General features: G+C 63.9%; 20 protein-coding genes. 15 read left to right on the top strand and 5 right to left on the bottom strand.

Translation table 11 applies throughout. From position 1 onward, the window contains the following. The first annotated feature begins 131 nt into the window (after positions 1–131). Positions 132–3,425 (top strand): fused isobutyryl-CoA mutase/GTPase IcmF, encoded by a 3,294-nt coding sequence (icmF, locus tag ABLV49_RS03475; RefSeq protein ID WP_349280208.1) that lies wholly within the window; start codon positions 132–134, stop codon positions 3,423–3,425. 124 nt (positions 3,426–3,549) lie between these two features. Here the strand turns inward: icmF and ABLV49_RS03470 are convergent, their stop codons facing one another. Further along, positions 3,550–3,711, bottom strand: a complete 162-nt coding sequence (locus tag ABLV49_RS03470; protein ID WP_011802893.1) for a hypothetical protein — start codon at positions 3,709–3,711, stop codon at positions 3,550–3,552. A gap of 91 nt (positions 3,712–3,802) precedes the next feature. Then, positions 3,803–4,777, bottom strand: coding sequence for a Bug family tripartite tricarboxylate transporter substrate binding protein (locus ABLV49_RS03465; RefSeq protein WP_349280207.1), 975 nt, complete (start codon positions 4,775–4,777; stop codon positions 3,803–3,805). A gap of 331 nt (positions 4,778–5,108) precedes the next feature. Between ABLV49_RS03465 and ABLV49_RS03460 the strand changes: the two genes are divergently transcribed. From ABLV49_RS03460 to ABLV49_RS03440, 5 genes are all read left to right on the top strand, one after another. Further along, positions 5,109–5,882, top strand: a complete 774-nt coding sequence (locus tag ABLV49_RS03460; RefSeq protein WP_011802895.1) for an ABC transporter ATP-binding protein — start codon at positions 5,109–5,111, stop codon at positions 5,880–5,882. Between the two features lie 2 nt (positions 5,883–5,884). Then, entirely contained in the window at positions 5,885–6,589 is a 705-nt protein-coding gene (locus ABLV49_RS03455; protein ID WP_349280206.1) for an ABC transporter ATP-binding protein, read from the top strand. A 76-nt stretch (positions 6,590–6,665) separates the two neighbouring features. Continuing rightward, the gene (locus ABLV49_RS03450) at positions 6,666–7,859 is read left to right on the top strand and encodes an ABC transporter substrate-binding protein (protein ID WP_349280205.1); all 1,194 of its coding nucleotides are present in this window, start codon (positions 6,666–6,668) and stop codon (positions 7,857–7,859) included. Positions 7,860–7,943: 84 nt separating this feature from the next. Beyond that, the gene (locus tag ABLV49_RS03445) at positions 7,944–8,828 is read left to right on the top strand and encodes a branched-chain amino acid ABC transporter permease (protein WP_349280204.1); all 885 of its coding nucleotides are present in this window, start codon (positions 7,944–7,946) and stop codon (positions 8,826–8,828) included. 171 nt (positions 8,829–8,999) lie between these two features. Continuing rightward, positions 9,000–9,968 (top strand): branched-chain amino acid ABC transporter permease, encoded by a 969-nt coding sequence (locus tag ABLV49_RS03440; protein WP_349280203.1) that lies wholly within the window; start codon positions 9,000–9,002, stop codon positions 9,966–9,968. A 239-nt stretch (positions 9,969–10,207) separates the two neighbouring features. On the opposite strand, the gene dbpA is transcribed toward ABLV49_RS03440, so the two are convergent. Next, positions 10,208–11,617: an ATP-dependent RNA helicase DbpA gene (dbpA, locus tag ABLV49_RS03435; protein ID WP_349280202.1), complete on the bottom strand. Its 1,410-nt coding sequence runs from the start codon at positions 11,615–11,617 to the stop codon at positions 10,208–10,210. Positions 11,618–11,744: 127 nt separating this feature from the next. On the opposite strand from dbpA, the gene ABLV49_RS03430 reads away from it, so the two are divergent. The 7 genes from ABLV49_RS03430 (at position 11,745) to ABLV49_RS03400 (ending at position 21,287) form a co-directional block, all read left to right on the top strand. Next, positions 11,745–12,566: a phosphatase PAP2 family protein gene (locus ABLV49_RS03430; protein ID WP_349280201.1), complete on the top strand. Its 822-nt coding sequence runs from the start codon at positions 11,745–11,747 to the stop codon at positions 12,564–12,566. A 75-nt stretch (positions 12,567–12,641) separates the two neighbouring features. Continuing rightward, positions 12,642–14,009 carry a glutathione-disulfide reductase gene (gorA, locus tag ABLV49_RS03425; RefSeq protein ID WP_349280200.1) on the top strand — a complete coding sequence of 456 codons (1,368 nt, stop codon included), beginning with the start codon at positions 12,642–12,644 and terminating at the stop codon, positions 14,007–14,009. Between the two features lie 62 nt (positions 14,010–14,071). Further along, on the top strand, positions 14,072–15,571 hold the full coding sequence (locus tag ABLV49_RS03420; RefSeq protein ID WP_349281586.1) for an AMP nucleosidase: 1,500 nt from the start codon (positions 14,072–14,074) through the stop codon (positions 15,569–15,571). A 940-nt stretch (positions 15,572–16,511) separates the two neighbouring features. Further along, a complete protein-coding gene (locus ABLV49_RS03415) occupies positions 16,512–17,942 on the top strand; it encodes an efflux transporter outer membrane subunit (RefSeq protein ID WP_349280199.1) in 1,431 nt (476 codons plus the stop codon). 53 nt (positions 17,943–17,995) lie between these two features. Next, the gene (locus tag ABLV49_RS03410) at positions 17,996–19,327 is read left to right on the top strand and encodes an efflux RND transporter periplasmic adaptor subunit (RefSeq protein ID WP_349280198.1); all 1,332 of its coding nucleotides are present in this window, start codon (positions 17,996–17,998) and stop codon (positions 19,325–19,327) included. After that, positions 19,324–20,079, top strand: a complete 756-nt coding sequence (locus tag ABLV49_RS03405; protein WP_349280197.1) for an ABC transporter ATP-binding protein — start codon at positions 19,324–19,326, stop codon at positions 20,077–20,079. Before ABLV49_RS03410 ends, ABLV49_RS03405 begins: the two co-directional genes overlap by 4 nt. Further along, positions 20,079–21,287 (top strand): ABC transporter permease, encoded by a 1,209-nt coding sequence (locus ABLV49_RS03400; protein ID WP_349280196.1) that lies wholly within the window; start codon positions 20,079–20,081, stop codon positions 21,285–21,287. Before ABLV49_RS03405 ends, ABLV49_RS03400 begins: the two co-directional genes overlap by 1 nt. A 112-nt stretch (positions 21,288–21,399) precedes the next feature. Here ABLV49_RS03400 and ABLV49_RS03395 read toward each other — a convergent pair whose 3' ends face one another. Beyond that, the gene (locus tag ABLV49_RS03395; RefSeq protein ID WP_349280195.1) at positions 21,400–21,594 is read right to left on the bottom strand and encodes a hypothetical protein; all 195 of its coding nucleotides are present in this window, start codon (positions 21,592–21,594) and stop codon (positions 21,400–21,402) included. Between the two features lie 43 nt (positions 21,595–21,637). After that, positions 21,638–22,282, bottom strand: coding sequence for a PAQR family membrane homeostasis protein TrhA (gene trhA, locus ABLV49_RS03390; protein WP_349280194.1), 645 nt, complete (start codon positions 22,280–22,282; stop codon positions 21,638–21,640). A 104-nt stretch (positions 22,283–22,386) separates the two neighbouring features. Between trhA and ABLV49_RS03385 the strand changes: the two genes are divergently transcribed. Both ABLV49_RS03385 and ABLV49_RS03380 read left to right on the top strand, forming a co-directional pair. Next, positions 22,387–22,692: a hypothetical protein gene (locus ABLV49_RS03385; protein ID WP_349280193.1), complete on the top strand. Its 306-nt coding sequence runs from the start codon at positions 22,387–22,389 to the stop codon at positions 22,690–22,692. A 650-nt stretch (positions 22,693–23,342) separates the two neighbouring features. Continuing rightward, positions 23,343–23,552, top strand: a complete 210-nt coding sequence (locus ABLV49_RS03380; RefSeq protein ID WP_083758064.1) for a hypothetical protein — start codon at positions 23,343–23,345, stop codon at positions 23,550–23,552. The last annotated feature ends 233 nt before the right edge of the window (positions 23,553–23,785 follow it).

Below are 23,785 nucleotides of genomic sequence, written 5' to 3'. Positions count from 1 at the left end.
TAAATTCCCGTCAGTCCATTGAGGCTTCCCGGAAAATTTCCTCCCGTTGTAAGTTGACGTTTACGTAAACGTAATATCATCGCGGCTTGGCACCTCAGGGTGCTTTTTTCCACCCCCCGAGGAGACACCCCATGACCGACCTGTCCGCCGACTACAAGGCCCTTGCCAGCTACCGCCCCACGAACAAGGTGCGTTTCGTCACCGCCGCCAGCCTGTTCGACGGGCACGACGCGGCCATCAACATCATGCGGCGCATCCTGCAGGGCATGGGCGCCGAGGTGGTGCACCTGGGCCACAACCGCAGCGTCGATGAGGTCGTGACGGCCGCGCTGCAGGAAGACGCGCAGGGCATCGCCATAAGCTCCTACCAGGGCGGGCATGTGGAGTACTTCAAGTACATGGTGGACCTGCTCAAGAGCCGGGGCGGCGAGCACATCCAGGTGTTCGGCGGCGGCGGCGGCGTCATCGTCGGGCCAGAAATCCGCGAACTCCAGGCCTACGGCGTGGCGCGCATCTTCAGCCCCGAGGACGGCCAGCGCATGGGCCTGGCCGGCATGATCGGCGAAATGGTGATGCGCTGCGACCAGGACTTGAGCGGCTTTGCGCCCACCGGCATCGAGGCGATTGAAGGCCACGGCGAGATGAACTGGCGGGCGTTGGCCCAGCTCATCACCGCGCTCGAAGATGGCAAGGCAAACGAGGCTTTGGTGAAGGCGGTGCGGGCGCAGGCTGCTATGAAAAAGATACCCGTTCTGGGCATCACCGGCACCGGCGGCGCCGGCAAGTCCTCGCTCACCGACGAGCTGATCCGCCGCCTGCGGCTGGACCAGGGCGACCAGTTGCGCGTGGCCCTGATCAGCATCGACCCGTCGCGCCGCAAGAGCGGCGGCGCATTGCTCGGCGACCGCATCCGCATGAACGCCATCAACCCCTGGAGCCAGGGCCAGCGCGTGTTCATGCGCTCGCTGGCCACGCGCGACTTCGGTTCGGAAATCAGCAAGGCGCTGCCCGACGTGATCGCCGCCTGCAAGGCCGCCGGCTTTGACTTGATCATCGTTGAAACCTCCGGCATCGGCCAGGGCGACGCCGCCATCGTGCCGCATGTCGATGTGCCGATGTACGTGATGACGCCCGAGTTCGGCGCGGCCAGCCAGCTGGAAAAAATCGACATGCTGGACTTTGCCGAGTTCGTCGCCATCAACAAGTTCGACCGCAAGGGCGCGCTCGACGCGCTGCGCGACGTGGCCAAGCAGGTGCAGCGCAACCGCGAAGCCTGGAACACGCCGGCCGACCAGATGCCGGTGTTCGGCACCATGGCCGCGCGCTTCAACGATGACGGCGTGACCGCGCTGTACCAGGCACTCAAGCCGCGCCTGGGCGCGCTGGGCCTGAGCTTGACCGACGGCACGCTGCCGCTGGTGGCGGTGCGCCACAGCACCAACCAGACGCCGGTCGTGCCGGCGGCCCGCACCCGCTACCTGGCCGAGATCACCGACACCGTGCGCGGCTACAAGAAGCGCGGACAGGAGCAAGCCCGGCTGGCCAGGGAAATCCAGCAGTTGCGCGCCACGTCAAGCATGCTGACGGCGAGCAAGTCCGACAAGACCCATGCCGCCGAAGCCGTGATCGACCTGGCGGTCGAGCGCGAGCAAATCCAGGATCCGTCAGCCAAAAAGCTGCTGGCCCAGTGGCCCGAGATGCAAAAAGCCTATGCCGGCGACGAGTACGTGGTGAAAATCCGCGACAAGGAAATCCGCACCGCGCTGACCAGCAAATCCCTGTCTGGAACCACCATCCGCAAGGTCTGCCTGCCCCAATACGAAGACCACGGCGAAATCCTCAAGTGGCTGGTGCTGGACAACGTGCCGGGCAGCTACCCCTACACCGCCGGCACCTTTGCCTTCAAGCGCGAGGGCGAGGATCCGACCCGCATGTTCGCCGGCGAGGGCGACCCGTTTCGCACCAACACGCGCTTCAAGCTGCTGAGTTCGGGCATGGCGGCCAAGCGCCTGTCCACCGCCTTTGACTCGGTCACGCTTTACGGCAACGACCCCGACCCGCGCCCGGACATCTACGGCAAGGTCGGCAACTCGGGCGTGTCGATTGCCACGCTGGACGACATGAAGGTGCTGTACGGCGGCTTCGATTTGTGCAGCCCGACGACCAGCGTCAGCATGACCATCAACGGCCCGGCGCCGAGCATTTTGGCGATGTTCATGAACACCGCCATCGACCAGAACCTGGAAAAGTTCAAGGCTGAGAACGGCCGCGAGCCGACCGACACCGAAATCGCCAAGATCCGCGAATGGGTGCAGGCCAACGTGCGCGGCACGGTGCAGGCCGACATCCTGAAGGAAGACCAGGGCCAGAACACCTGCATCTTCAGCACCGAGTTCAGCCTGAAGGTGATGGGCGACATTGCCGAGTATTTCGTGCATCACAACGTGCGCAACTTCTACAGCGTGTCGATCAGCGGCTACCACATTGCCGAAGCCGGGGCGAATCCGATTTCGCAGCTGGCTTTCACGCTGTCCAACGGCTTCACGTTTGTCGAAGCCTATCTGGCGCGCGGCATGCATATCGACGACTTCGCGCCGAATCTGTCGTTCTTCTTCAGCAACGGCATGGACCCGGAATACACGGTGATGGGCCGCGTCGCCCGGCGCATCTGGGCCGTGGCGATGAAGGAAAAATACGGCGCCAACGAGCGCAGCCAGAAGCTCAAGTACCACATCCAGACATCAGGCCGCAGCCTGCACGCGCAGGAAATCCAGTTCAACGACATCCGCACCACACTGCAGGCCTTGATCGCGATCTACGACAACTGCAACTCGCTGCACACCAACGCCTTCGACGAAGCCATCACCACGCCGACCGAGGACAGCGTGCGCCGCGCCATGGCGATCCAGCTGATCATCAACCGCGAATGGGGCCTGGCGAAGAACGAAAACCCAAGCCAGGGCGCGTTCATCATCGAGGAGCTGACCGAACTGGTCGAGGAAGCCGTGCTGACCGAATTCCAGAACATCGCCGACCGGGGCGGCGTGCTCGGCGCGATGGAAACCGGCTACCAGCGCGGCCGCATCCAGGACGAGTCGATGCACTACGAGATGCTCAAGCACACCGGCGAGCTGCCGATCATCGGCGTCAACACCTTTCGCAACCCGCACGGCGACGCCGTTCACGACAAACTGGAACTGGCCCGCTCGACCGACGAGGAAAAACAGAGCCAGCTCAGGCGCCTCGCAGACTTCCACACCCGCCACGCAGCCCAGGCGCCGGCGCAGCTCAAGCGCCTGCAGCAGGCGGTGATCGAGAACAAGAACGTCTTCGAGGTGCTGATGGACGCGGTGCGCGTCTGCTCGCTCGGGCAGATCACCAATGCGCTGTTCGAGGTCGGCGGGCAGTACCGGCGCAATATGTAGCCAGGAGACACGGCCCGAAAGCTCGGCCCCAAAAAGAAACCCGGACCAACCGAAGCGGATCGCGCCTCGGTTGGTCCGGGTTTCTTTTTGGGCGGAGCACAAGAGGCTCCGCCCAATCCGTGGCTTAACCCTGGTGGGGGCGCTTGCCTGGGTTTTTCTTGCTGCGGGTATGCGAACCGCGCTCAAGGCTGATCTTCTGGCCGTTGCCAGTGGTGATGGTGTAGCCTTTTGGCGGCACTGGCTTGGGGGCGCAGATGTCGGCCTCGACTCTGATTTTCTTGGACATGGAAGACTCCGGGTTAAAAATGGCTGAATTGCTGATTTTAAGCCACAGCGCGCCAACTCCGGTGCTTGTGCGGCTTATGGGAACTGCCGCCTTATTCGATGGTGGCCCCCGAGGCCTGCACAATGCCCTTCCATTTCTGGTAATCGGTCTTGAGCAGGGTCGAAAACTGCACGGATGTCATGTTCTGGGTTTCCGCGCCCTGGGCATTGATGGCCGCCTTCATGTCGGGCGTGGCCAGCAGCTTGTTGACCTCGGCATTCACCGTGGCCACGATTTCCTTGGGTGTGCCGGCCGGCATGAACAGGCCGTACCAGGTGCTGACATCAAAGTCCTTGTAGCCAGACTCGGCCACGGTAGGCACATCGGGCATCGAGGTGCTGCGGCGCGCCGACGTGACCGCCAGGGCGCGCAGCTTGCCGGCCTTGATCTGGCCCATGGCCGAGGGCAGCGACGACACCATCAGGTCCACGTTGCCGGCCAGCACATCCATCATCGCCGGGTTGGAGCCCTTGTAGGGAATGTGGCGCAGCTTGATGTGGGCCGCCGTGTTGAAGATTTCGCCGGCCAGGTGGATCGTGGTGCCGTTGCCCGGCGAGCCGTAGGTGATCTGGTCGGGCGCGGCCTTGGCGGCAGCCACCACGTCGGCCAGCGTCTTGAACCGCGAGTTGACACTGGTCACGATGACGACCGGCGTGTACGCCACATGCGCCACGGCCACCAGGTCTTTGGTCGGGTCGTAGCTCAGGTTCTTGTACAGCCAGGGCGCCACCACCATGTTGTCTTTCTGGCCCATCACCATCTCGTAGCCGGTGGGCGCGGCTCTGGCTGCCTCGGCGATGCCGATGGTGCCGCCGGCGCCGCCCCGGTTGTCGGGAATCACCGTCCACTTGCTGACCTCGGTGAGCTTGTTGGCCACCAGGCGCGACAGGATGTCGGTGCCGCCGCCCGGCGGGAACGGCACGATCATGCGGATCGGCTTGGCCGGGTACGAGGCGGCTTGCGGCTGGGCCTGCACGGCGCTCAGCGCGCACGCCAGCAGTACGAATGAAAAAATCTTTTTGACCATGAGGGTTTCCTGTGAAGCTTCCAAGCGGGCTGCGCTCAGTGGGACGCGCACCATTTTGGACAACGCAATCCGCTGCATTTTAAGGTCCGGTTTTCCCACGCTACCTATGGATAGCCCTTGGTACCCACAAACCGTTTCAATGCAAGCATGGTTTCGTGCCGCCGCACAAGATACTCACCTGAACCTGAAATTACGAAAAACTACTTAAGGGTCTAACCGGGTAGCGTGTGACATATAGCGTGACTACGATGAACATCCAAGCTTCGCGAAGCCATGGCGCAGGAATGCGCAGCCGGCTCGTCAAGTCAATTCAACCTGCCGGAGAAGCAATTTGCCAGTGGAGTTCATTCTTGAAACGCGAGGCTTGACCAAGGAATTCAAGGGATTCGTTGCCGTCAACAACGTGGACCTGAAAGTCCAGCGCGGGCACATTCATGCGCTGATCGGCCCCAACGGCGCCGGCAAGACCACCTTCTTCAACCTGCTGACCAAGTTCCTGACGCCCACGCGCGGCAGCATCACCTTCAACGGCAACGACATCACCTTTGAAAAGCCGGCGCAAACCGCGCGGCGCGGCATTGTCAGGTCGTTCCAGATTTCGGCGGTGTTCCCGCACATGACGGTGCTTGAGAACGTGCGCGCCGCCCTGCAGCGCAACCTGGGCACCTCGTTTCATTTCTGGAAGGCCGAGGACACGCTCTACCCGCTGCACGACCGCGCGCGCGCCCTGCTCGACGAAGTCGATCTGGGCCAGTTTGCCGACATGCTGACGGTCAACCTGCCCTACGGCCGCAAGCGCGCCCTGGAACTGGCGACCACGCTGGCGCTGGAGCCCGAGCTGATGCTGCTGGACGAGCCCACCCAGGGCATGGGCCACGAGGACGTGGACCGGGTCACGCAGCTGATCAAAAAGGTTTCCGCCGGCCGCACCATCTTGATGGTCGAGCACAACATGAATGTGGTGTCCTCGATTGCCAACCGCATCACGGTGCTGCAGCGCGGCACCATCATCGCCGACGGCCCGTATGCCGAGGTCTCTAAAAACCCGCTGGTCATTGAAGCCTACATGGGCAACGCCGACGCCGCCTTGCAGGGAGCCCACTAAGCATGACCAAAGAACTGCTGCGCATTGAAGACCTGCACGCCTGGTATGGCGAGTCGCACATCCTGCACGGCGTGAACATGACCGTCAACGAAGGCGAAGTCGTCACGCTGCTGGGCCGCAACGGCGCCGGCCGCACCACCACGCTGCGCGCCATCGTCGGCATGACCGGCGCCCGCAAGGGCTCGATCAAGATCAACGGCGAAGAAGCGCTCAAGCTCGCGCCGCACAAGGTGGCCCGGCTGGGCGTGGGCTACTGCCCCGAGGAGCGCGGCATCTTCGCCAGCCTCTCGACCGAGGAAAACCTGATGCTGCCGCCGACGATTGCGCCGGGCGGCATGAGCGTGGCCGAGATTTACACCATGTTTCCGAACCTGAAGGAGCGCGCCCACAGCCCCGGCACGCGCCTGTCGGGCGGCGAGCAGCAGATGCTGGCCGTGGCGCGGATTCTGCGCACCGGCGCGCGGCTGCTGCTGCTCGACGAAATCTCCGAAGGGCTGGCGCCGGTGATCGTGCAAAAACTGGCCGAGATGATCCTGGCGCTCAAGGCCAAGGGCTACACCATCGTGCTGGTCGAGCAGAACTTTCGCTTTGCCGCGCCGCTGGCCGACCGCTTCTACGTCATGGAACACGGCCAGATCGTCAAGCAGTTTGCCCAATCCGAGCTGTCGCAGAACATGGCCATGCTGCAGGAATTCCTGGGCGTTTGACCCCAGCCCGGCAGCCCGTGAAAGCATCCGGTTTTTCATTCACTTTCCCGACCAATAATTAACCAGGAGACCTTCCATGAAACTCAACGCTATCGCCTTCGCACTGGCCATCGGATTTGCCGCTGCCGCATCGGCGCAGGACACCGGTCCCGTCAAGATCGGCTTCATCACCGACATGTCCAGCCTGTATGCCGACATCGATGGCCCTGCCGGTGGCGAGATGGTCAAGTGGGCGGTGCAGGATTTCGGCGGCAAGGTCTTGAACCGCCCCATCGAAGTGCTGACCGCCGACCACCAGAACAAGGCTGACGTGGCCAGTTCCAAGGCTAGAGAGTGGATCGACAAGGATGGCCTGGCTATGCTGATCGGCGGCACCAACTCCGGCACCGCACTGGCCATGGCCAAGATCGCCGAGGAAAAGAAGCGCCCCTTCATGGCCATTGGCCCCGGATCAGCCCGCCTGACCAATGAAGCCTGCTCGCCCTACACCGTGCATTACGCCTACGACACAGTGGCCCTGGCCAAGGTCGCTGGCACGGCGCTGGTCAAGGCCGGCAACAAGAACTGGTACTTCCTGACGGCTGACTATGCCTTCGGCCACTCGCTGGAGGGCGATGCCTCCACCGTGGTCAAGGCCAACGGCGGCACGGTCGTCGGCGCGGTACGCCACCCGCTCAATGCGTCCGACTTCTCTTCGTTCCTGCTGCAGGCCCAAACCTCCAAGGCGCAGGTGCTGGGGCTGGCCAATGCGGGCGGCGACTTCACCAACGCGATGAAGGCGGCGCGGGAATTCGGCATCAACAAGACCATGAAGATCGCCGGCCTGCTGGTGTTCATCAACGACGTGCACAGCCTGGGCCTGGCCAATACCGAAGGCCTGCAGCTGGCCGACAGCTGGTACTGGAACCAAGATGACGCTTCGCGCAAATTCGCCAAGCGTTTCTTCGACAAGTACAAGCGCATGCCGTCGAGCCTGCAGGCCGCCGACTACTCGGTCGCCACCAATTACCTCAAAGCGGTGCAGGCCGCCGGCACCACCGACGGCGACAAGGTGATGAGCACGCTCAAGGGCATGAAGATCGACGACTTCTACAACAAGGGCCAGATCCGCGCCGACGGCCGGATGATCCACGACATGTACCTGTACCAGGTCAAGTCGGCCAAGGAATCGACCGCGCCCTGGGACTATTACAAGATGGTGGCCAAGATCCCTGGCGAGCAGGCGTTCACCACGCCAGCCGAGTCCAAGTGCGCGCTGCTCAAGAAATAAGCTGACAACACCACGGGGCGGCTGGTCGCACAGGTGACTGGCCGCTTTTTTTTAATATTCCCAGGCATGAACTGACGGGCTTCCATGGAAATTTTCGGCATTCCTCATCAAGCATTCCTGGGCCAGCTGCTGCTCGGCCTGGTCAACGGCGCCTTCTACGCCATGCTCAGCCTGGGGCTGGCGGTCATCTTTGGCCTGCTGGGCGTGGTCAATTTCGCGCATGGCGCGCTCTACATGCTGGGCGCGTTTGCCGCCTGGATCATGCTCGACAAATTCGGCATCAATTACTGGTTCGCGCTGGTGCTGGCGCCGCTGGCGGTCGGCGCCTTCGGCGTGGTGATCGAGCGGCTGTTCCTGAAACACCTGTACAAGCTCGACCCTTTGTACGGTTTGCTGCTGACCTTTGGCCTGGCCTTGATTGTCGAAGGCGTTTTCCGCGAACTGTATGGCGCTTCGGGCCAGACCTACCCGGTTCCCGAACTGCTCTCGGGCGCCACCAACCTGGGCTTCATGGTGCTGCCGAACTACCGCGCCTGGGTGGTGCTGGTGTCGCTGGCGGTGTGCCTGGGCACCTGGTTCATCATCGAGCGCACCCGGCTGGGTGCCTACCTGCGCGCCGGCACCGAAAACGCCGCCCTGGTGCAGACTTTCGGCATCAACGTGCCGATGATGGTCATGCTGACCTACGGCGCGGGCGCGGCGCTGGCCGCGCTGGCCGGCGTGCTGGCCGCGCCCATCATCCAGGTCAACCCGCTGATGGGCTCGAACCTCATCATCGTGGTGTTTGCCGTGGTGGTGATCGGCGGCATGGGCTCCATCCTGGGCTCGGTCGTCACCGGCCTGGCGCTCGGACTGGTCGAAGGCATGACCCGCGTCTTCTACCCCGAGGCATCCAATATCGTGGTGTTCGTCGTGATGGTGCTGGTGCTGATGGTTCGCCCGGCGGGTCTTTTCGGCAAGGAGGCCTAGGAATATGGCCCCCACGCTCCCCACTTCGTGTGGTTCGCTGCCCCCCGAGGGGGCCGCCCCGCCTGCGGCCCGGCAAAGCCGGTTCCGCGGCCGGAACTTGGAAAGACTTGAAACCCCCACGCTCCCCGCTGCGCTTGGCTCGTTGCGCACCATGGCCTTCGGAACTATTCAATGAACAATTCAAAAAAAATCACCCGCATCACCTACATCGCCCTGCTGGCGCTGCTGCTGGTCGCGCCCTTCATCGGGCTGTACCCGGTGTTTGTCATGAAGCTGCTGTGCTTTGGCCTGTTTGCCTGCGCCTTCAACCTGCTGCTGGGCTTTACCGGCCTGCTGTCGTTTGGCCATGCCGCATTTTTCGGCTCGGCCGCCTACGTCACCGGCTGGTTCGTCAAGTCGCAAGGCTGGACTCCTGAAATAGCGATTCTGGCCGGCACCGTCGGCGCCGGGCTGATCGGCCTCGTGGTCGGTGCGGTCGCCATTCGCCGGCAGGGCATTTACTTTGCCATGATCACGCTGGCGATTGCGCAGATGGTGTATTTTTTCTGCCTGCAGGCGCCGTTCACCGGCGGCGAGGACGGCCTGCAGGGCGTGCCGCGCGGCAGCCTGTTCGGCATGCTTTCGCTGCAATCCGACAACGCCATGTATTACTTCGTGGTCGCTGTGTTCGTGCTGTGTTTCCAGTTCATCTCGCGCATCGTGAACTCGCCGTTTGGCCAGGTGCTGAAGATGATCCGCGAAAACGAGCCGCGCGCCATCTCGCTGGGCTACCAGGTGGACCGCTACAAGCTGCTGGCCTTCGTGCTGTCGGCCGCGCTGGCGGGCCTTGCCGGTTCGCTGAAAACGCTGGTGATGGGCTTTGCCACGCTGTCGGACGTGCACTGGTCGATGTCGGGCGAGGTGATCCTGATGACGCTGCTGGGCGGCGTGGGCACCTTCTTTGGCCCGGTGATGGGCGCTGGCATCGTGATTTCGCTGCAGAACCTGCTGGCCGATAAGGTCGGCTCCTGGGTCACGGTCATCATCGGCGTGATCTTCGTGCTCTGCGTGCTGGCCTTTCGCAAGGGCGTGGTCGGCGAGTTGCAGGCCTTCCGGGAGCGCCGCAGCGCGGCCGCGCTGGCGGGTTCAAAACAGACCTGATACACGCGGCACAAAAAAGAGCGCGGCAACGCAGGTTGCCGCGCTCTTTTTCATTGCGCTACTCTTTTAATAGCTTCTTGCGCTTATCCACTCTGCGCTACAGCCACTTTTTACTTAAAAATCAACCGTGCAGCGCCAGCTGGAATGCCAAACCGCATATTGCTACGCTATTAATAGCTGTCAGTGCATGTACAGCTTGCGCAGAAGACCGATTTGCACCTGAAATTTCATTGAACGGCTCAGGCTTCGTCATCCATCAACCGCACCCGAACGCTTTTCCCCTTGACCCGGCCCATCGCCAGCTTGTGCAGCGCGTCGCCAGCGATGCTGCGCTCCACCGCCACATAGGTCGAGAACTCGTTCACATTGATCTTGCCGACCTGCTCGCGGGTGAAGCCGGCCTCGCCGGTCAGCGCGCCGAGCACGTCGCCGGCGCGGATTTTTTCCTTGCGGCCGCCGACGATCTGCAGCGTGGCCATCGGCGGGCGCAGCGGCTCCTTGCTGGCGGATGTGAGTTCGTCGAGCTTGTGCCATTCGGACTCGGTTTTTTGCAGCTGCTCGATCTTGCCGACCGAGCCCATCTCGTCCATGCTGGCCAGGCTGATGGCCCAGCCTTCCTCGTCGGCGCGGCCGGTGCGGCCGATGCGGTGGATGTGGATTTCGCTGTCCGGCGTCACATCCACGTTGATGACCATTTCCAGCTGCGAGATGTCCAGCCCGCGCGCCGCCACGTCGGTCGCCACCAGCACCGAGCAGCTGCGGTTGGCAAACTGCACCAGCACCTGGTCGCGCTCGCGCTGCTCCAGCTCGCCGAACAGCGCCAGGGCGATGAAGCCCTGGTCCTTGAGCAGTTGCACCAGTGCCCGGCATTGCGACTTGGTGTTGCAAAACGCCAGCGTACTGACGGGCCGGTAATGATTCAGCACCCGCGCCACCGCATCGAGCCGCGCCTCGTCGTGGTCGGTGTCCTCGACCTGGTACCAGCGCTGGCGGATCTTGCTTTTTTCATGCTGCGCCTGCACGGTGATGGTTTGCGGGTTCTTCATGAACTGCTGGCTGATCTTGGCGATGCCTTCGGGATAGGTCGCCGAGAACAGCAGCGTCTGGCGCTCTTTCGGGCACTGTTTGGCGACGGTGGCGATGTCGTCGAAAAAGCCCATGTCGAGCATGCGGTCGGCCTCGTCGAGCACCAGCGTGTTCATCGCGGCCAGGTCGAGGTTGCCGCGCCCGAGGTGATCCATGATGCGGCCCGGCGTGCCGACGACGATGTGCGCGCCGTGCTCCAGGCTGGCAATCTGGTTGCGCAGGGCGACGCCGCCGCACAGCGTGACGACCTTGATGTTTTCCTCGGCGCGCGCCAGGCGGCGGATTTCGGTCGTGACCTGGTCGGCCAGTTCGCGCGTCGGGCACAGCACCATCGCCTGGATGGCGAAACGGCGGGCGTTCAGGTTGGCCAGCAGCGCCAGTGCGAAGGCGGCGGTCTTGCCGCTGCCGGTCTTGGCCTGGGCGATCAGATCCTTGCCGAGCAAGGCGACCGGCAGGGCTGCGGCCTGGATCGGCGTCATGCTGGTGTAGCCGAGTTGCGTCAGGTTGGCCAGCACATGGGCCGGCAGCGACAGGGCGCTGAAGTCATTGGGGGAGGTAGTCATATCCCCGATTATCGTGACTCCCGCCTTGTCCCCGGCAAACCGGGGCCGGCGCGTCCAAACCCCGCTAAGCTTTGGGCCGTATGTCCACCCTGCCCTCGCGACCTGTTTTTGATGACTGAACACCCCCATGGAACTTGATTCGTCCGCCCTTCGCCATGCCGTCCAGTCGCTCGCCAGCCATGCGCTGCCGGCCTTTGGCGTGGCGCTGGTGGTGCTCATTGCGGCGGTCTGCGGCCTGTGGTGGCTGGGGCTGCGCTATGGCGTGCACCGTGAAACCAGCCGGTTTGCGCCGCTGGCCTATCTGCTGGCCTACCTGGCGCTGGGCTTTGCGCTGATCATCGGCGCGGCGGCGCTGTTTGCCGAAATCGCCGAAAACCTGGGCGACGGCCGCAAGCTGGGCCAGCTCGACCTGCTGTTTTCGGACACGATTCGCGCCACCATTTCCGTGGATGCGCTCCGGTTTTTTGTGCTGCTGACCCATCTGGGCGACCCCATCTTGCTGACCGCCCTGTGCCTGGCGGGCGCGCTGGTGCTGCTCTGGCAACGCCAGCGCGGACTGTGCATCGGCTGGGTGGGGGCCATCGCTGGCAATGCGGTGCTGAACCCTTTGCTGAAAAACATATTTGAACGCGCTCGCCCGCTGCATGAACACGGCCTGGCCTTTGCCGACGGCTGGAGTTTTCCGAGCGGCCATGCGTCGAGTTCGGTGGTGGCCTATGGCATGCTGGCTTATCTGCTGGTGCGCCTGCTGCCTGCGCGCTGGTCCGCCATGCGCCAGCCAGTGGTGGCGGCAGCCGCTGCTGTCGCCTTTGCCACGGGCAGCAGCCGCGTTTTTCTGCAGGTCCACTTCGCCAGCGACGTGCTGGCCGGTTTTGCGTCGGGCGCGGCCTGGCTGGCGGTGTGCATCGGGGCGCTGGAGCTGGCGCGCTACCGCAAGCGCACAGCTTGACCCTGCGCAACGCCGCAGCCGCCAGGGGGCATCCGAAAACAGCACAATCACAACAGGACTAAAAAAGGAACCTCCATGGCTGATTTTGATTTTGACCTGTTCGTGATTGGCGGCGGCAGCGGCGGCGTGCGCGCTGGCCGCATGGCCGCGCAGCGCGGCGCCCGCGTCGCGCTGGCCGAAGTGGCCGAAATGGGCGGCACCTGCGTGAACCTGGGCTGCATCCCGAAAAAGCTCTACAGCTATGCGGCCCACTTTGCCGAAAGCTTCGAGGAATCGCACGGCTTTGGCTGGGTCGGCGAAGCGCCCACGCTGAACTGGGACACGCTCAAGTTCAACCGCGCCAGAGAGATTTCACGCCTCAACGGCATTTACGGGCAACTGCTCAAAAGCGCCGGCGTCCACATCATCAACGGCTGGGCCACGCTGGTCGATGCACACACGGTCGAGGTCGGCGGCCAGCACTACAGCGCCAAGAACATCCTGATCGCCACCGGCGGCAAGCCCAGCACGCCGGACGTGCCGGGATGCGAGCATGTCATCAGCTCCAACGACATCTTCGACCTGTCGCCCTTCCCGCAGCGGCTGCTGGTGGTGGGCGGCGGCTACATCGCCTGCGAGTTTGCGTCGATCTTCAACGGGCTGGGCGCCAGCGTCACCCAGCTCTACCGGGGCCACCAGGTGCTGCGCGGCTTTGACGACGAAGTGCGCGGCTTCATTGCCGGCGAAATGGTCAAGTCCGGCGTGAAGCTGCACCTGAACACCGATGTGGCCGCCATCGAGCGCACCGACGCGGGCCTGCAGGTGCGGCTGCTCGATGGCAGCCACATCACCGTTGACGCCGTGCTCTACGCCACCGGCCGGGTGCCGCTGGTCGCCGGCCTGGGCCTGGAAGCGGCCGGCGTCAGGCAAGGCAAGGCCGGGGCGATTGAGGTCAACGAGCAGTACCAGACCTCGGTGCCGTCGATCTACGCGCTGGGCGACGTGACCGCGCGGGTGCAGCTCACGCCGGTAGCGCTGGCCGAGGCGATGGTGGTGGTCGATGCGCTGTTTGGCCCGCCCGAGGGCAAGCAACCGCGCGGCATGAGTTACGACTTCATCCCGACGGCGGTGTTTACCCATCCGAACATCGGCACGGTCGGCTATTCGCAGGCCGATGCCATCGAGAAATTCGGCAAGGTCACGGTGTACCGCAGCGACTTCAAGGCGCTCAAGCACACGCTGAGCGGCAGCACCGAGCGCACGCTGATGAAGCTGATCGTCGAGGACGCCACCGACCGCGTGGTCGGCCTGCACATGGTCGGCGCCGACGCCGGCGAGATCGTCCAGGGCTTTGCCGTGGCGATGAAAGCCGGCGCCACCAAGGCCATTTTTGACGCTACCCTCGGCATTCACCCGACGATGGCCGAAGAATTCGTGACGATGCGCGAGCCGGTCAAGCGCTGAGTTGCCCGCGCAGCCACAAACGCCGGAAAACGCCCCACCCCATGACAAAACCTAGCCAGCCCATGCCCTACCTGCCCGACTTCATCGCCCCCACCCGCTACACCGACCCGGCCGCCGCGCTGGCGCAGGTGCGTGCCATCTACGACCAGCAGATTGCCCACCTGCGCAGCGCCATGCAGCGCTACGTGGCCGGCGACACCCTGCCCGGCCATGTGCGCGCCTGCTACCCGTTCGTGCGCATCCACACCGAGACGGTGGCCCGGGCGATCCTGGAAACGCCCGACATCCTGCAGCTCAGCTTCGGCTTCGTCGCCGGGCCGGGCCACTTCGAAACCACGCTGACCCGGCCCGACCTGTACAGCGACTACTACCTGGCGCAATTCCGGCTCTTGATGCAAAACCATGAGGTCGAACTGGAAGTGGGCACCAGCACCCAGCCGATCCCGATTCACTTCTCGTTTGCCGAGAACGACCACATCGAGGGCACCATGAGCGCGGCCCGCCGCATGCTGATGCGCGACGTGTTCGACCTGCCCGACCTGGCCGCCATGGACGACGGCATTGCCAACGGCACCTTCGAGGCCCGGCCCGGCGAGCCGCAGCCGCTGTCGCTGTTCACGGCGGCGCGGGTTGACTATTCGCTGCAGCGCCTGCGCCACTACACCGGCACCTCGCCGCACTGGTTCCAGAACTTCGTGCTGTTCACCAACTACCAGTTCTACATCGACGAATTCGTGCGCCTGGGGCATCAGGAAATGGCCAACCCGGACAGCGAATACATCGCCTTCATCGAGCCGGGCAACGTCGTGACGCGGCGCGCCGGCCTGTTGCCCGAGGCGGGCGACGAGCTGGGCGTGCCGCCGCCGCGCCTGCCGCAAATGCCGGCCTACCACCTGGTGCGCGCCGACCACACCGGCACCACCATGGTCAACATCGGCGTCGGCCCGGCCAACGCCAAGAACATCACCGACCATGTCGCCGTGCTGCGCCCGCACGCCTGGATCATGCTCGGCCACTGCGCCGGCCTGCGCAACAGCCAGCAGCTGGGCGACTATGTGCTGGCCCACGGCTATGTGCGCGAAGACCATGTGCTTGACGAAGAGTTGCCGCTGTGGGTGCCGATTCCGGCGCTGGCCGAGATCCAGAAGGCGCTGGAGCAGGCGGTGGAAGACGTGACGCAGGCCGTCGGCCCGGATTTGAAACGCATCATGCGCACCGGCACCGTGGCCTCGACCGACAACCGCAACTGGGAACTGCTGCCCAACAACCAGCCGCAGCGCCGCTTCAGCCAGAGCCGGGCGATTGCGCTGGACATGGAAAGCGCGACGATTGCGGCCAACGGCTTTCGCTTCCGGGTGCCCTACGGCACGCTGCTGTGCGTGAGCGACAAGCCGCTGCACGGCGAAATCAAGCTGCCGGGCATGGCGAACCAGTTTTACCGCGACCGGGTGGACCAGCATTTGCGCATCGGCATGCGGGCGGTGGAGCTGCTGCGGGCCGAGGGCATCACGCAGTTGCACAGTCGCAAGCTGCGGAGTTTTTCGGAAGTAGCATTTCAGTGATTGTTTGCTATTTTTTTAATAGCTGCTTAGGCCCGTGTTTAATGCGCTGACTGCTGTTTTTGTTTAGATTTGGCTGAGTCTTGGCTGGGTTGGCGCTTCGTGGTTGGGCTGGCCGGGGGTTGCCCGGCGGCAAGTAACTTTCTTTTGCTTCGCCAAAAGAAAGTCACCAAAGAAAAGGCGACCCGCAGTCCGAGTCCCTACGCTTCGCTTCGGGCAACCTGCGCTACGCCACAAAAGCGGGGGTCCGCGCAAACTCGCTTCGCTCAAACAGCGCGCGGCCCTGATCCCGCTTTTGCGGCGTAGCACAGGCTCGGCCAGGACGGGACTTGCGGGAGCGGATTCGGGGCCGGATTCGGAGTCAAAAGTGCTTCTTGCGCAAGCACAGCCTGCGCAAGAAGCTATTGAATTAGTAGCATTCATGGCTGAAACCTGGGTGCCGTGGCTGTTTGGCTGTTTGGCTGTTTGGCTGTTTGGATTTTGTTCCCCGATTGCCCCGTTCTGACTGGGCCTGTGATGCCCCGGAAAAACGGGATCAGGGCGGCGCGCTGTTTGAGCGTAACGAAGTGAAGCGAGTTTGCGCCGACCCCCGTTTTTCCGGGGCAGCGCAGGTTGCCCGAAGCGAAGCGCAGGGACCCAGACAGCCGGGTCGCCTTTCTTTTGCTTACTTTTCTTTGGCGAAGCAAAGAAAAGTGAGTTGCCGCCGGGCAACCCCCGGCCAGCCCAACCCAGAAGAGCCAACCCAGCCACCAATCAAGCAACAGCCCACACCAAACCCAAGCAAAAAAGCCATATTCCGCAAGCCCACCCCGCACAAGAAGCTACATTTTCAATAGCAATTAACCCTCCCAGCAGCAAGCTTTACAAAAATTCATCCAACCCAGCCATTCCCCGACAAGCAAGCCCCGCACAATCCGCTTGCCCGCCCCCACCGTGTGACCCGATGCCCCTTCAACACCCTGCCTTTTCTCCACCGCGCCTGGCCCTGCTGGCGCTGGCAGCCCTGCTTTCAGGCTGCGCGTCGCCGACCTCCCCCACCACGGCTTTACCCGCAACGCCGACACCAGCCGAATGGTCAACCACCGCGCCTTATGCCTCCAGCCCCGCCAACGCCGCGTCCCTCGCAAACTGGTGGCAAGGCTTCAACGACCCGCAACTGACCGCGCTCGTTACCCAGGCCCTGCAAAACAGCACCGACGTTCGCAGCGCGCAGTCCGCCTTGCTGCAGGCCAGAGCCCTGCGCGATGTGAGCGCGGCCGGCCTCGGCCCAAGCGTCAGCACCTCGGCCTCGGCGCAGCGCAGCAAGTCGGGCGGCAGCCAGGCGGGCAACATCTTCCAGGCCGGCTTTGATGCCAGCTGGGAGCCCGATGTCTTCGGCGGCAACCGCAGCGCGCTGAACGCCGCCCAGTCCGACCTTCAGGCCGCTTCGGCCAGCCTGGCGAATGTGCAGGTGTCGCTGGCCGCCGAAACCGCCGTCACCTACATCGAGCTGCGCGGGCTGCAGGCGCAGCTGCTGATTGCCCGCGGCAACCTGGCCTCGCAGCTGGAGACGCTGCAGATCACCCGCTGGCGCGCCCAGGCCGGGCTGGCGTCGTCGCTCGACGTGGAGCAGGGCATTGCCGCCAGCGAGCAGACCGGCGCCCATATTCCAGCACTCGAAACCAGTATCGCGCAGGCGGCCAGCAGCCTGGCGGTGCTGACCGGCCAGTCGCCCGGCGTGCTGCGCAGCGCGCTCGCAACCGCCGCACCCGTGCCGCAACCTGCGAATGACCTGGCGCTGGCCATTCCCGCCGAAACCCTGCGCCAGCGCCCCGACGTGCGCGCCGCCGAGCACCGCATCAAGGCCGCGCTGGCCCGCGTGGCCCAGGCCGATGCGGCGCGCTACCCCAGCTTTCAGATCAGCGGATCGCTTGGCCTGCGCGCCCTGACGCTGGGAACGCTCACGGGCGGCGCGTCGGTCGCCAATGCGCTGCTGGCCAGCGTGTCGGTGCCGCTGCTGGACGGCGGCGCGGCGCGGGCGCAGGTGCGCGCGCAGGAGGCCGCGCTGGAAAGCGCCCGCATCAGCTACGAAGGCGTGGTGCTGGCCGCGCTGAAAGACGTGGAAGACGCGCTGATCTCGCTGCAGGGCAACCGCGAGCGGCTGGCCCGTCTGCAGGCGGCGTCCGGGGCGGCGGCGAATGCGGATTTGCTGGCCCGCCAGCGCTACGCCAGCGGACTGATTGACTTTCGCGCCGTGCTGGAAACCCAGCGCACCCTGCTCTCCACGCAAGACAGCCTGGAAGCGACCCGCGCCAGCCTGAGCGCCGACCATGTGCGGCTGTACAAGGCGCTGGGCGGCGGCTGGACGCGCGCACTTGAAACCGCCGCGCGCTGACGACAGACCGACCGACACGACCAGAACCCGCACCCATTCCGAAACCCCTGCCCATGACCACACCCACGCCCCTCAAACCCCCAGCCGCCCCGACGCCCTCCGCCGCAGACCTTCAGGCCCTGCTGAACGAGGACCAGGCCCGCCCCTGGTGGCAGCGGCCCGCCACTTGGATCGCGGCTGTCGTCCTGATCGCGCTGCTGGCCGGCCTGGCTTACTGGCAGGCAGGGCAACAAGCCAGCGCCGCGCCGCGCTATGTGACCGAAACCGTCCACAAGGGCAACCTCACGCTGAACGTGCTGGCCAACGGCACGCTGCAGCCGACGCGCTCGGTCAACATCGGCAGCGAACTCTCGGGCACCGTCAAGCGCGTGCTGGTCGATGTGAACGACCGCATCAAGAAAGGCCAGGTGCTGGTCGAGCTGGACACGGCCAAGCTGTCCGACCAGGTGCTGCGCTCGCGCGCCTCGCTGGCGGCGATGCAGGCCCAGCAGGCGCAAAGCACGGCCACCGTCAAGGAGTCGCGGGCCAGCCTGCAGCGCTTCGAGGAAGTGGCGCGCCTGTCCGGCGGCAAGGTGCCGTCGGCCGCCGAACTCGACACCGCCCGCGCCACCCTGGACCGCGCCGTGGCGGTCGAGGCCAGCGCCCGCGCCAATGTGGCCGAAGCGCGAGCCGCCGCCTCGACCGACGAAACCAACCTGTCCAAGGCCTCGATCCGCTCGCCGATTGACGGCGTGGTGCTGACGCGCACGGTCGATCCGGGCAACGCGGTGGCTGCTTCGCTGCAGGCGGTGACGCTGTTCACCGTGGCCGAAGACCTGACGCAGCTGCGCCTGGAAGTCAATGTCGATGAAGCCGACGTGGGCGCGGTCAAGGTCGGCCAGAAGGCCAGCTTCACCGTCAGCGCCTACCCGTCGCGCCGCTACCCGGCCAGCCTCACCCGCGTCGCCTTCGGCTCGACCAAGACCGACAACGTGGTGACTTATGTGACCTGGCTGGATGTGAACAACACCGACCTGAGCCTGCGCCCCGGCATGACGGCGGCGGCCACCATCGTCGCCACCGAGCGCGCCAATGTGCTGCTGGTGCCCAACACCGCGCTGCGCTTCATGCCCGCGCAGGACGGCAACCCGGCGGCAGCGGCGTCCGGCGGCAGCTTTGTCTCCAAGCTCATGCCGCGCATGCCGCGCACAGGCGCGCGCAAACCGGCCGACACCAGCGCCGCCGCCGGCAGCAAACAGGTCTGGGTGCTCAAGGACGGCCAGGCCGTGGCCGTTTCCGTGAAAACCGGCATCAGCGATGGCCGCATGACCGAAGTCAGCGCCGAGGGACTGCAGGAAGGCATGGCGGTTATCACCGACCAGCAAAGCGCCGGAGCCGCGCCATGAGCGAGCCGGCCCTGCCGCTGATCCGCCTGCGCGGCATCACCAAGATGTATGGCGAAGGCGCGACCGCGCTGCAGGCGCTCAAAGGGGTCGATCTGGACATCGAGGCCGGCGATTTTGTCGCCATCATGGGGCCGAGCGGATCGGGCAAATCCACCGCCATGAACACGCTGGGCTGCCTGGACACGCCGACCTCGGGCGAATATTTGTTCCAGGGCGTGCATGTCGAGTCGCTCACGCGCGACCAGCGCGCCTTGCTGCGGCGGCGCTTTTTCGGCTTTGTGTTCCAGGGCTTCAACCTGCTGGCGCGCACCTCGGCGCAGGAAAACGTCGAGCTGCCGCTGCTCTACCGGGGCGAGGCCGCCAGCGCCCGCCACGCCGCCGCCGCCCGCGCGCTCGACCAGGTGGGCCTGAAGGGCTGGGAGCACCACACGCCGTCCGAGCTGTCGGGCGGGCAGCAGCAGCGCGTGGCGATTGCCCGCGCCATCGTCACCCAGCCGGCGGTGCTGCTGGCCGACGAGCCGACCGGCAACCTCGACACCCAGCGCAGCCGCGAGATCATGGAACTGCTGTGGCGCCTGAACGCCGACCAGGGCATCACCGTGCTGATGGTCACGCACGAGCCCGACATGGCCGCCTATGCGCGGCGCATCGTGCGCTTTGTCGATGGCCTGGTGGAAAGCGATGTGCGCAACGCGCATCCCATCGGCCTTGACGCACCTAGCGTGGCCGCGCCCGTGGCAAAGGCCCGCTGATGCTGCTCAATACCCTGCTGCTGGCGCTGCGCTCGATCCGGCGCAATTTGCTGCGCTCCTTTCTGACCATCCTGGGCATCGTCATCGGCGTGAGCGCCGTCATCACCATGGTGACGCTGGGCAACGGCGCGACGCTGGCGGTGCAAAACCAGATTTCCGGGCTGGGCACCAACTTGCTGCAGGTGCGCCCCGGCCAGCGCATGGGGCCGGGCAGCGGCGGCGCCGTCGCGCCCTCCTTCAGCGAGTTGGACGCCGACGCCATCGCCACGCAAATCGGCGGCGTGATTGCCGTCGCGCCCGAGGCCCGCGCCAGCAGCACGCTGGTGGCCAACGGCCGAAACTGGACCAGCAGCGTCATCGGCAGCACCAACGCCTGGCTGCAAACCGGCAACTGGAAGCTGGCCGACGGCCGGGAGTTCTCGGGCGACGAGTTGCGCGCCGGTGCGGCGGTCTGCCTGATCGGCGAAACCGTGCGCCGCGAACTCTTTGGCACGCGCCCGGCCATCGGCGAGCCGCTGCGCGTCAAGCAGATTTCGTGCGAAGTGATTGGCGTGCTGGCGTCCAAGGGCCAGGGCGCTTTCGGCAACGACCAGGACGACACGGTGCTGCTGCCGATCAAGACGCTGCAGCGCCGCATCAGCGGCAACACCCGCGTCAACACCCTGCTGGTGTCGATGAAGGAAGGCAGCAACGCCGAGCGCGTGAAGGCCAGCCTGACGCAGCTGCTGCGCGAGCGCCGCAAGCTGGCCGACAGCGACGAGGACAACTTCAATGTGCTGGACACCAAGCAGCTGGCCGACACGCTCTCGGGCACGACGAAAGTAATGACCATGCTGCTGGGCGCGGTGGCGGCGGTCAGTTTGCTGGTGGGCGGCATCGGCATCATGAACATCATGCTGGTCAGCGTGACAGAGCGCACCCGCGAGATCGGACTGCGGCTGGCGATTGGCGCGCTGGAGCGCGAAGTGCTGCTGCAGTTCCTGATCGAGGCAGTGGCGCTGGCCGCGCTGGGCGGGCTGATCGGCATCGTGCTGGCAACCGGCGCTTCGATTGGGCTGTCCCGGCTGATGCAGGTGCCTTATCTGTTCAACCCGACGGTGAACATCGTCTCGTTTGTGTTCTCGGCCGGCATCGGCGTGCTGTTCGGCTATTTTCCGGCTAGGCGCGCCGCGCGCATGGACCCGATCGAGGCGCTGCGGCACGAGTGAGCCGGATAACGGCCATCAAAAAAAATAGCTGCTTGCGCCCGCCCCTATTGCGCAAGCGCCTGATTCAATGCAAAACCCTGGTTAAAAATCCAGAGCGAATGTTGCCGTCCGCTCAGTGCACGGGGGCGGAAGAAACTTCCTTGTCCTGCTTGCGCCGGCCCCGGTTTGCCTGGGGATCGTCTTTTGATTGCCTGGACTCAAGAGACTCCAGTTCATGCTTCAACTGCATGACCAATCCATCGTCCTCGCCATATCGGAATTGGAGTTTCTGGCAGAGTCTTTCCAGGTTTTGATGGTGTTTGTGCATGGCTTTCTCCATATAAACGTCAAAAATGGTCTTTGAGAACGCGTCAAGCCGCGTAACTCAGCACCGCGAAAGTGTGGCAACCCGTGCCGGCCGCAACGAACCCATGCCAAACCGCATGCGAGTATCGGATTCGGGAGTCCAGCACGAAGAACACGACGCCCGAAGTGTAGGCCAGTCCGCCGGCCACGAGCCACAGCAGGCTAGTCAACGGAACCTGCCTGACGAGTGGCACCGCCGCAACCAGGACCAGCCAGCCCATGAAGACGTACAAACCCGTTGAAAACCAGGGGTGCGTCAGCCGGTCAAAAACCTTCAGCGCCATGCCCATGGCCGCCAGCAGCCACACCAGACCAAACAGCGTCCAGCCCCATGCGCCCCCGAGCGCGCCCAGCGCGAAAGGCGTGTAGCTGCCGGCAATGAACAGATAAATCGCGCCGTAATCGAGCTTCAGGAAGATGCGCTTGGCGCGGCCGTCGGGCAGCGCGTGGTAAACCGTCGAGGTCAGGTAGAGCAACACCATGGTCGCGGCAAAAACCATGACGCCGGCAAAACTCGCCGCGCTCCGGTTGCGCGCCGAAGCCATCAAAAACGGTACGGCACCGACAGCGGCCAGCAACGCGACACCGTGGCTCACGCTGTTGGCGATTTCCTCGCCCAGGCTTTGCGGACGTTTTGTCATGCCGCGCATTTTGCACGCGGGGCATGAAAGAACTTTGTCATCAAAAAGTCATTCGGGTCGGGAATGCTGCTGTGGCGGCATGTCGCCGTTCACATCCATTTCGGGAGTTCCCCTTGACCAACGAACACACGCCAGAAATTCATGCCGACACTTTCGTGGAGATGACTGACGAGCACTTTGAAGAAGAGTACGAAAGCATGGGCGACCATCACCGCATGGCGGCCCGCCATTTCGCCGCAGCCGCCAAACACCACCTGTCGGCAGCCGCTGCCGATGACGAAGGCGACAACGAAGCGACCGCCCGCCACGCCTACCTGGCTTACCGCCACCAGCTCAATGCCGTGCAGTACGCCGAAATTGCCACCATGGACAATGACAGCCTGGAAGACGAACACGACGGGGAAGCTGACAACAGCTGATCAACGCCTTCTGTCCGTGCGCCAGATGCCGTGACCGTTTCAGTCCGAGCGTTGTTCCCTGGCTTTCAGCGCAACGCACGAACTGACCGCTTTGGCTCACCCATAGTCAAGCCGGATGACGCCTGTCAGGCGACTATTAAAAAGATAGCTGCTTGCGCCCGCCAGTATTGCGCAAGAGGCCGATTTGACGATGAACCCCGGTTAAAAAAACAGCCCTGACACGCGCAAGGGCGCCAGGCAGCGCCTGAATTTAGAGCGAATGCTGCGCTGCTTTCCAGGCTGTCAGTTCGGACCAGCAGCAGGCATGGCATGGTTTGGTGCGGTTTGATGGGGAAGTGGCGCGATAGTGGCGCAGTTTATTGAACTGTGCCGCTTGCATGGGCACGAACGCCAAGGCGTGGCGTTGACCATCGCACTGCTGATTTACCGAGGGCTTGCGGTAGCGATCTACGACTTTTGAAAGTCAGTTGAGAAGGCAGGTCTGGTTAAAGGAGTGCCCTCACCGTCTCCTTCAAACTAATGGCAGCTGCAGAGTTTGTCTATCTACGTTTTTCAAACCAGACCCTTGTAACCCTTTTGCATCACCTCGCCTTCAAGGGCTATCAGCGCGAAAAAACGCAGAAAATAGCGCTTTAAACAATGAAGTCCTTGTGAATCAATCCGTTGCCCATGCCGAACTCATCGCCACTTTCAGGAGGGCGGAGGTAGATGCTGCTCACAAATTCGGATTGATCAAAGCTGTTGAAAATAAAGGGCCCAAGGCCATTCAGGCGGCCGTCGAAATCGCTGCAAGGGCAGCTAAACGCAGAGATTCGTATGCAAAAAAGCTGAATGTCCTCGGGGTGAACCTCAAGGATTGAGCGCGGCTCAATACCTGCTCGACCGACCACCGAATGCTGGCCGTACAGCACTACAACCCGCCATGAAGGACGGCTAACAAACAGGAAATACGAGGGAATTGAACTTCTACAAAGCTGCCGTTGGCGAATGGCTGGATATGGCCGGAGGACTAAACCGCTCGCGCGGTAGTCCGCCGCCAAGGCCCCGGTGCTTGTTAAACATCGCGTCCCTGTCTATGTTGGCGAGCGAGGCA

It is taken from the genome of Polaromonas hydrogenivorans (assembly GCF_040105105.1).
GTDB lineage: Bacteria > Pseudomonadota > Gammaproteobacteria > Burkholderiales > Burkholderiaceae_C > Polaromonas > Polaromonas hydrogenivorans.
Note: the sequence above shows the minus strand (reverse complement) of the source record. Positions and strands in the feature narration are given on the sequence as shown.

Bases quoted from the DNA above. Each gene is read 5' to 3' on its own strand.
- dbpA (WP_349280202.1), bottom strand. From the start codon at position 11,617: ATGACTACCTCCCCCAATGACTTCAGCGCCCTGTCGCTGCCGGCCCAT.
- ABLV49_RS03440 (WP_349280203.1), top strand. From the start codon at position 9,000: ATGAACAATTCAAAAAAAATCACCCGCATCACCTACATCGCCCTGCTG.
- ABLV49_RS03420 (WP_349281586.1), top strand. From the start codon at position 14,072: ATGCCCTACCTGCCCGACTTCATCGCCCCCACCCGCTACACCGACCCG.
- ABLV49_RS03430 (WP_349280201.1), top strand. From the start codon at position 11,745: ATGGAACTTGATTCGTCCGCCCTTCGCCATGCCGTCCAGTCGCTCGCC.
- ABLV49_RS03400 (WP_349280196.1), top strand. From the start codon at position 20,079: ATGCTGCTCAATACCCTGCTGCTGGCGCTGCGCTCGATCCGGCGCAAT.
- ABLV49_RS03415 (WP_349280199.1), top strand. From the start codon at position 16,512: ATGCCCCTTCAACACCCTGCCTTTTCTCCACCGCGCCTGGCCCTGCTG.
- ABLV49_RS03445 (WP_349280204.1), top strand. From the start codon at position 7,944: ATGGAAATTTTCGGCATTCCTCATCAAGCATTCCTGGGCCAGCTGCTG.
- icmF (WP_349280208.1), top strand. From the start codon at position 132: ATGACCGACCTGTCCGCCGACTACAAGGCCCTTGCCAGCTACCGCCCC.
- ABLV49_RS03450 (WP_349280205.1), top strand. From the start codon at position 6,666: ATGAAACTCAACGCTATCGCCTTCGCACTGGCCATCGGATTTGCCGCT.
- trhA (WP_349280194.1), bottom strand. From the start codon at position 22,282: ATGCGCGGCATGACAAAACGTCCGCAAAGCCTGGGCGAGGAAATCGCC.
- ABLV49_RS03470 (WP_011802893.1), bottom strand. From the start codon at position 3,711: ATGTCCAAGAAAATCAGAGTCGAGGCCGACATCTGCGCCCCCAAGCCA.
- ABLV49_RS03465 (WP_349280207.1), bottom strand. From the start codon at position 4,777: ATGGTCAAAAAGATTTTTTCATTCGTACTGCTGGCGTGCGCGCTGAGC.
- gorA (WP_349280200.1), top strand. From the start codon at position 12,642: ATGGCTGATTTTGATTTTGACCTGTTCGTGATTGGCGGCGGCAGCGGC.
- ABLV49_RS03410 (WP_349280198.1), top strand. From the start codon at position 17,996: ATGACCACACCCACGCCCCTCAAACCCCCAGCCGCCCCGACGCCCTCC.
- ABLV49_RS03405 (WP_349280197.1), top strand. From the start codon at position 19,324: ATGAGCGAGCCGGCCCTGCCGCTGATCCGCCTGCGCGGCATCACCAAG.
- ABLV49_RS03455 (WP_349280206.1), top strand. From the start codon at position 5,885: ATGACCAAAGAACTGCTGCGCATTGAAGACCTGCACGCCTGGTATGGC.
- ABLV49_RS03395 (WP_349280195.1), bottom strand. From the start codon at position 21,594: ATGCACAAACACCATCAAAACCTGGAAAGACTCTGCCAGAAACTCCAA.